We start from the raw sequence: 7,959 nt of genomic DNA on the forward strand, positions 1-7,959 counted from the left end.
GCCGTGGCGACGGTCTTCCCGCCGCCTTCGCCGGAGGCCCCCTTCGAGCCCTTGTCGTCACCGCTGAGCGCGATGGCGAGCACGGTGCCGATCACGGCGAGCACGACGACCACCGCGATGATCACCAACGTCCGCCGCGGCACCACGTCGGTGAGCGGCGCCCGGGGGACGGGCCTCGGCGGCAGGTCCGGCGGCGGCACCACGGGCCATCCCGAACTCCGCCCCCCGGAGGCCGTCTTCGTCTCCGTCGCACCGCGCTCACCGGCGGCGGCGTCCGCCCCCGAGCCCGGCTTCGCCGGTGACCCACCCGCGGTCCCGCTCCGGCCCGCACCACGGTCCGACCCGGAGGAGACCGTGCCGGCCGACCCGGAAGAGGCCTCGTCGGCGCCGGACTTGGCAGACGCGGCGGCAGCTCCCGCGGCAGCCGAGCCCGAGGCGGTCTTGCGCACGGAACGCAGCGCCCCGCGCAACCGCTCCCCGGCCTCCTCGCCCCGCTTGCCGCCGGACCCTGACGAGCCCTTCTTGCGCGAGGACCTGTCGGGCTGCGCCGGCAGCGGCACGACCTTCGTGGCGTCCATCGGCTCCGGCCCGGGATTCTCGGGCGCGTGCAGGACCGAGTTCAGCATCGCCCGGGCACCCGCGTCATCGAGCCGCTGTGCGGGGTCCTTGGTGAGCAGCCCGTAGATGACGTCCTTCAGCGGACCCGCGTTCTTCGGCTCCTCCAGCGGCTCGGTCATCACCGCCGTGAGAGTCGCTATGGCCGACCCCTTGTCGTACGGCGGCGCGCCTTCCACCGCCGCGTACAGCAGCCCGCCGAGGGACCACAGGTCGGCCGCCGGGCCCGGTTTGTGCCCGCGCGCCCGCTCCGGGGAGATGTAGGAGGGAGCGCCGACGAGCATGCCCGTCGAGGTGATGGACGGGTCGCCCTCGACCTGGGCGATGCCGAAGTCGGTGAGCACGACCCGGCCGTCGTCGGAGATCAGGACGTTCGACGGCTTCACGTCGCGGTGCAGGATGCCCTCGCGGTGGGCGGACCGCAGCACGTCCAGGACGGCGAGTCCGACCTCGGCGGCACGCTTCGGCTCGAGCAGGCCGTCCTCCCGGATGACCTCGGCGAGCGACTTGCCCTCGACGAGCTCCATCACGATCCAGGGCCGGTCGTCCTCCTGGACGACGTCGAAGACCGTCACGGCGCTGTTGTTGCGGATCCGCGCGATGGCCTTGGCCTCACGCAGCGTCCGCGTGATCAGCCGCCGCTTCTCCTCCTGGTCGATGTTGGTCGGGAACCGCAGCTCCTTGACGGCGACCGTCCGCCCCAGCGTCTCGTCCTCGGCGCGCCACACCGTTCCCATGCCCCCGCGGCCAAGCACCTTGCCCAGCCGGTAACGCCCCGCGAGGAGACGCTCCCTGGTGTCCTGACGAGTGTCCTGACGAGATGTGCCCGCCCGCTCCGCCTCCGACATGCGTCCCCTCATACAACCCGCCCTGACAGAGCCTCCATTGTCTCTCACCCGACAAGTGCCCGGCGCCCAGGGGCCCCCTGGCGAGCCTCCGCGGGCCCGCCCCCCGAAGACCCGGGTGCGGCACGCCCCACACGGCCTTGCATGATGGGCCCTGACCAGGGAGGAGCCCGCATGCCGCCGTTTCGGACATTGCTGGCGCTGCCTGCGGCCGCCGCGCTCCTCGCGCCGCCGCCGGCCGACTCGTCGGCCCTCTCGCCGCCGCCCACCGACGCGGTGCTGCCGCTTCTGGTGACGCGGGGCGGGGCCCCTGCCGCGGCCCTGCTCGCCCAGGAGGGCACCGCCACCCGCTATGCCGACGCCGGGCCCGGAATCGCCCGGTCGGACCACTTCCGGGCCGGCAGCATCACGAAGACGTTCATAGCGACGGTCGTGCTGCAACTGGCAGCCGAGCACCGGCTGTCGCTGTCCGACACGGTGGAGCAGCACCTGCCGGGCCTGGTGCGAGGAGCCGGCAACGACGGCCGCGCGCTGACCCTGCGCTCCCTGCTCACCCACACCAGCGGCCTGCACGACTTCACCACGGACACCGACGGGACCGCGCCCGTCACGCCCCGTCAGGCCCTGAGCATCGCCCTCACCCACCCCCCGGCCGAACCCGGCCACTTCTCCTACTCGAACACCAACTACGTCCTGCTCGGCCTGGTCATCCAGCAGGTCACCGGCCACGCGTACGCCACGGAGGCCGAGCGCCGCATCATCACGCCGCTACGTCTGACAGGCACCTCCTTCCCCGGATCCCGACTCTCGCTGCCCTCACCGCACGGCCGCGCCTACACCGCCGACGGCACCGACGTCACCGCACTCGACCCGCGGGTGGCCGGAGCCGCGGGCGAGTTGGTGTCCACGCTCGCCGACCTGGACCGCTTCTACGCGGCCCTGCTCAGCGGTCGGCTGCTGCCCCCGCACTGGCTGCGCGAGATGCTCGACACCCGTACCGCACACGGCGCGTACGGCATGGGGCTGTTTCCCGAGAAACTTCCGTGCGGCACGAGGGTGTGGGGACACAACGGGCACATATCCGGCAGCTATGTGCGCACCGCGGCCACCGTCGACGGCCGTCGTGTCCTCACCTTCCGCGTGAACACGGACGCGATTGCAGATCCCGATCTCGAGCCCGCGATGCTCGCCGCCGAGTTCTGCCCCCGCACCTCGTAGAACGACCCGCCCCCGAACGAAGATCCCACTTCCCGGCACTCGTTCGAGTGATGTCCGAAGGAGCCCTGCCGCCGCCTTTACAACGGCACGATGTCCGGCGCCCCCAGCCGCGCAGCGTCCGCCGTCAGGTCATCAGGCTGCCGCTGTGACTCCCGCTCGGCCTCCACCCGCTTCTGGTAGTGCTCGACCTCGCGCTCGATCTGGTCCTTGTCCCAGCCGAGCACCGACGCCATCAGCTGCGCGGCGTCGCGTGCGCTGCGGGCGCCCCGGTCGAAGGTCTCGATCGAGATGCGCGTCCGCCGGGTCAGCGCGTCGTCCAGATGCCGCGCCCCCTCGTGGGAGGCCGCGTACACGATCTCGGCGCGCAGATAGTCGTCGGCCGCGGCCAGGGGCTCGCCCAGCGACGGGTCCTCGGCGATGAGTTCGAGGAGCTCCTCGGTCATCGCCCCGTAGCGGTTCAGCAGGTGCTCGACCCGCACCACATGGAGCCCGGTCCGGGCGGCCATCCGCGCCCGCGCGTTCCACAGCGCCCGGTAGCCCTCGGCGCCCAGCAGCGGCACGTCCTCGGTGACGCACTCGGCGACGCGCATGTCGAGCCCGTGCACCGCCGCGTCCACCGCGTCCTTGGCCATGACCCGGTACGTCGTGTACTTGCCGCCCGCCACGACGACCAGCCCGGGCACCGGATGCGCCACGGTGTGCTCGCGGGACAGCTTGCTGGTCGCGTCGGACTCGCCGGCGAGCAACGGCCGCAGGCCCGCGTACACGCCCTGGACGTCGTCCCTGGTGAGCGGCACCGCCAGCACCGAATTCACATGTTCCAGCAGGTAGTCGATGTCCGCGCTGGACGCGGCCGGGTGGGCCTTGTCGAGGTCCCAGTCGGTGTCCGTGGTGCCGACGATCCAATGCCGGCCCCAGGGGATGACGAACAGCACCGACTTCTCCGTGCGCAGGATCAGCCCGGTCGTGGAGTGGATCCGGTCGCGCGGCACGACCAGGTGGATGCCCTTGGACGCGCGGACGTGGAACTGGCCGCGCTCCCCGACCATCGCCTGGGTGTCGTCCGTCCACACGCCGGTGGCGTTGACGACCTGCTTGGCGCGGATCTCGTACTCGCCGCCCGCCTCGACGTCCTGCACCCGGGCGCCGACAACCCGCTCGCCCTCGCGCAGGAAGCCCGTCACCCGAGCCCGGTTGGCGGCCTTGGCGCCGTACGCCACCGCCGTGCGCACCAGGTTCGTCACGTACCGGGCGTCGTCCATCTGTGCGTCGTAGTACTGCAACGCCCCGACCAGGGCGTCCTTCTTCAAGCAGGGGGCCACGCGCAGGGCGTGAGAGCGTGTCAGGTGGCGGTGCATCGGCAGGCCCCGGCCGTGGCCGCGGGCCATGGACATGGCGTCGTACATGGCGACGCCCGAACCCGCGTACAGCCGCTCCCAGCCCTTGTGCTGCAACGGGTACAGGAACGGCACGGGCTTCACCAGATGCGGGGCGAGCCGCTCCAGCAGCAGGCCGCGCTCCTTCAGGGCCTCGCGGACGAGCGTGAAGTCGAGCATCTCCAGATAGCGCAGGCCGCCGTGGATGAGCTTGCTGGACCGGCTGGAGGTGCCGGATGCCCAGTCACGCGCCTCGACCAGACCTGTGGACAGGCCCCGAGTCATGGCGTCGAGCGCGGTGCCCGCTCCGACCACGCCCGCACCCACGACCAGCACGTCCAGCTCGCGCTCGGCCATAGATGCGAGTGACTCGGCGCGCTGCGCCGGTCCGAGTGTCGCTGTCCTCACCGCTGCCTCCCGCTCATCGGTCGCGCGGGCCGCACCCGTCGGGTGAAGCCCCGTCCGTATCCCCCTGCCCAGATTCTGACCGGGTTGCCCGACTTCAGCCACCACGGGCCCCCAGCCTGTGGACAACGCTCACGGAACACTCACCGAAACTCGGCCGGACAATCCCGCATATCGGTCATATTTACTCCTAGTCTGACATTGCGCTCGCCCGTCCTGTCCACAGGGCTTGCGTACCTGTCCCACTTCGGCTATCGGGAAGGACGGCCACGCCATGCCCGCAGATCTCGCCGTCATCGGACTCGGCGCGTACGGCCTGCCCCTGGCCCAGGCCGCAGTCGCCGCAGGCATCTCCACCATCGGCTACCGGACCGGACCCGAGGCGGGCTCGCTCAGCCCCGCCGAGCTGCGCCGGATGCTCTCGGGGGGCTTCCGGCCGACCACCGACCCGGCCGAGCTCGGCCGGGTGCGCACGGCGGTCATCTGCGCGCCGACCCCGCGGGGAGCGGACGGCGGGCTCGACCTGAGCCAGCTGGAAGGGGCCGCCCGTACCCTGGCCGCCCATCTGCGGCCGCACACCACGGTGATCCTGGAGTCGCCTGTGTACCCGGGGACCACCGAGGAATTCCTGCGTCCGCTCCTCGAAGAGGGCTCCGGACTGCGCGCGGGCCGCGACTTCCACCTCGCGTACTCCCCCAGCCGCGTCGACCCCGGCAACCGCGACGTCACGCCGGCCGGCACCCCCAAGGTCATCGGCGGCCTCACCCCGGCCTGCACCGAGTCGGCCGCGGCGTTCCACGGACGACTGACCGACAAGGTGGTACGCGCGCGTGGACCCCGCGAGGCGGAGACCGTGCAGCTGCTGGAGACCAACTACCGGCACGTGAACATCGCCCTGGTCAACGAGATGGCCGTCCTCTGCAACGACCTGGGCGTCGACCTGTGGGACGTCATCCGCTGCGCGGAGACCAAGCCGTTCGGCTTCCAGGCCTTCCGCCCCGGCCCCGGCGTCGGCGGCCACTCCGTCCCCCAGGACATGACCACCGGCGGCGGCCGCGGCCTGCGCATGGTGGAACTGGCCCAGGAGGTCAACAACCGCATGCCGGGCTACGTCGTCCAGCGCGCCGCCACGCTCCTCAACGAACACGGCAAGTCGGCCCGGGGCGCCCGCGTGCTCCTTCTCGGCGTCACCTACAAGCCCGACCTCGCCGACCTCCAGGGCACGCCCGCCCAGGAGATCGCCCTGCGCCTGATGGAACTGGGTGCCTCGGTCAGCTACCACGACCCCCACGTCCCCACCTGGAGCGTCCTCGACCGCCCCATCCCCCGCGCCGACTCCCTCTACGAGGCGGCCGCCGACGCGGACCTGACCATCCTGCTCCAGCACCACCGCACGTACGACCTCCAGGGCCTGTCGGTGAAGGCCCAGCTGCTGCTCGACACGCGGGGCGCCGCGCCCACGGGGGCGGCCCACCGACTGTGACGGGGCCGACCCGGGCACCGCGCAGCACATGAGAAAAGGCCGGTCACCCCACCCGGGGTGACCGGACCTTCCGCGTTTTCGGGCGGCCTACCGCCGGTGCTGCGAGTCCGCCACCGTCACCTCGACGCGCTGGAACTCCTTCAGCTCGCTGTAGCCGGTGGTGGCCATGGCACGGCGCAGGGCGCCGAAGAGGTTCATCGAGCCGTCGGGGGTGTGGGACGGGCCGGTGAGGATCTCCTCGATGGTCCCGACCGTGCCGAGGTCGACCTTCTTGCCGCGTGGCAGCTCCTCGTTCACGGCTTCCATGCCCCAGTGGTTTCCCTTGCCCGGACCGTCGGTCGCGCGCGCGAGCGGGGAGCCCATCATGACCGCGTCGGCGCCGCAGGCGATCGCCTTGGGCAGGTCGCCGGACCAGCCGACACCGCCGTCGGCGATCACGTGCACGTACCGGCCGCCGGACTCGTCCATGTAGTCACGGCGGGCGGCGGCCACGTCCGCGACCGCCGTGGCCATCGGGACCTGGATGCCGAGCACGTTGCGCGTGGTGTGCGCCGCGCCGCCGCCGAAGCCGACCAGCACACCGGCCGCGCCGGTGCGCATCAGGTGCAGGGCCGCCGTGTAGGTGGCGCAGCCGCCGACGATCACCGGTACGTCCAGCTCGTAGATGAACTGCTTCAGGTTCAGCGGCTCGTGCGCGCCGGAGACGTGCTCCGCCGAGACCGTCGTACCGCGGATGACGAAGATGTCCACGCCCGCGTCCACGACGGCCTTGGAGAACTGGGCGGTGCGCTGTGGGGAGAGCGCGGCGGCGGTGACGACGCCGGAGTCGCGCACCTCCTTGATGCGCTGCCCGATCAGCTCCTCCTTGATGGGAGCCGCGTAGATCTCCTGCAGACGGCGGGTCGCGGTCTCCGAGTCCAGCCCGGCGATCTCGTCGAGCAGCGGCTGCGGGTCCTCGTGGCGCGTCCACAGGCCCTCGAGGTTCAGCACGCCGAGGCCGCCGAGCTCGCCGATCCGGATCGCGGTGGCCGGGGAGACGACCGAGTCCATGGGGGCGGCCAGGAAGGGCAGCTCGAAGCGGTAGGCGTCGATCTGCCAGGCGATCGAGACCTCCTTCGGGTCCCGCGTACGGCGGCTGGGGACGACGGCGATGTCGTCGAAGGCGTACGCCCGGCGGCCGCGCTTGCCGCGCCCGATCTCGATCTCAGTCACGTCTGTGGCCTTTCCCTGATGCGTTGCAGCGTCTTCCAGTATCGCCGACGGGCACGACGAGGGCGGCCCCGGATGCCCCGGAGCCGCCCTCGGAAGGCCGGGCCGCTACTTGCTGCGGCTGTAGTTCGGCGCCTCGACCGTCATCTGGATGTCGTGCGGGTGGCTCTCCTTGAGGCCCGCGGAGGTGATCCGCACGAAGCGGCCCTTGGTCTCCATCTCGTCGATGGAGGCGGCGCCCACGTAACCCATGGTCTGGCGCAGACCGCCGACGAGCTGGTGCAGCACGTTGGCCAGCGGACCGCGGTAGGGCACCTGGCCCTCGATGCCCTCGGGCACGAGCTTGTCGTCGGAGCCGACCTCGGCCTGGAAGTAGCGGTCCTTGGAGTACGACCTGGCCTGGCCACGGGACTGCATCGCGCCGAGCGAGCCCATGCCGCGGTACGACTTGAACTGCTTGCCGTTGATGAACTGCAGCTCGCCCGGGGACTCCTCACAGCCCGCGAGGAGGCTGCCGAGCATCACCGTGTCGGCACCGGCGGCCAGGGCCTTGCCGATGTCGCCGGAGTACTGCAGGCCGCCGTCGCCGATCAGCGGGATGCCCGCCGGACGGGCCGCGAGGGACGCCTCGTAGATGGCCGTGACCTGCGGGACGCCGATGCCGGCCACCACGCGGGTGGTGCAGATCGAGCCGGGGCCCACGCCCACCTTGATGCCGTCGGCGCCGGCGGCGGGGAGCGCCAGGGGGCCGTGACGCGTGGCGACGTTGGCGCCGATCACCTCTACGCCCCCCCTCGACAAGATTTTA

General features: G+C 71.8%; 6 protein-coding genes. 2 read left to right on the forward strand and 4 right to left on the reverse strand.

What is annotated here, in order from left to right; all coding sequences use genetic code 11:
- The coding region (locus ABZ281_RS27985; protein WP_356659835.1) for a serine/threonine-protein kinase at positions 1-1,463 on the reverse strand (1,463 nt) is incomplete at its 3' end.
- A gap of 171 nt (positions 1,464-1,634) precedes the next feature.
- Here ABZ281_RS27985 and ABZ281_RS27990 point away from each other — a divergent pair.
- On the forward strand, positions 1,635-2,678 hold the full coding sequence (locus tag ABZ281_RS27990; protein WP_356659837.1) for a serine hydrolase domain-containing protein: 1,044 nt from the start codon (positions 1,635-1,637) through the stop codon (positions 2,676-2,678).
- A gap of 77 nt (positions 2,679-2,755) precedes the next feature.
- Here the strand turns inward: ABZ281_RS27990 and ABZ281_RS27995 are convergent, their stop codons facing one another.
- Entirely contained in the window at positions 2,756-4,462 is a 1,707-nt protein-coding gene (locus ABZ281_RS27995; RefSeq protein WP_356659839.1) for a glycerol-3-phosphate dehydrogenase/oxidase, read from the reverse strand.
- A 271-nt stretch (positions 4,463-4,733) separates the two neighbouring features.
- On the opposite strand from ABZ281_RS27995, the gene ABZ281_RS28000 reads away from it, so the two are divergent.
- Positions 4,734-5,942: a nucleotide sugar dehydrogenase gene (locus ABZ281_RS28000; protein ID WP_356659841.1), complete on the forward strand. Its 1,209-nt coding sequence runs from the start codon at positions 4,734-4,736 to the stop codon at positions 5,940-5,942.
- A gap of 87 nt (positions 5,943-6,029) precedes the next feature.
- Here the strand turns inward: ABZ281_RS28000 and ABZ281_RS28005 are convergent, their stop codons facing one another.
- A complete protein-coding gene (locus ABZ281_RS28005; RefSeq protein WP_356659843.1) occupies positions 6,030-7,154 on the reverse strand; it encodes a GuaB3 family IMP dehydrogenase-related protein in 1,125 nt (374 codons plus the stop codon).
- A gap of 105 nt (positions 7,155-7,259) precedes the next feature.
- Positions 7,260-7,959, reverse strand: a 700-nt coding sequence (locus tag ABZ281_RS28010; RefSeq protein WP_356659845.1) for an IMP dehydrogenase, incomplete at its 5' end; no start/stop codon positions are given.

It is taken from the genome of Streptomyces sp. NPDC006265, assembly GCF_040613555.1.
GTDB lineage: Bacteria > Actinomycetota > Actinomycetes > Streptomycetales > Streptomycetaceae > Streptomyces.

Excerpts from the sequence above, each read along its gene's own strand:
- ABZ281_RS27990 (WP_356659837.1), top strand. The coding sequence starts at position 1,635 with ATGCCGCCGTTTCGGACATTGCTGGCGCTGCCTGCGGCCGCCGCGCTC.
- ABZ281_RS28000 (WP_356659841.1), top strand. The coding sequence starts at position 4,734 with ATGCCCGCAGATCTCGCCGTCATCGGACTCGGCGCGTACGGCCTGCCC.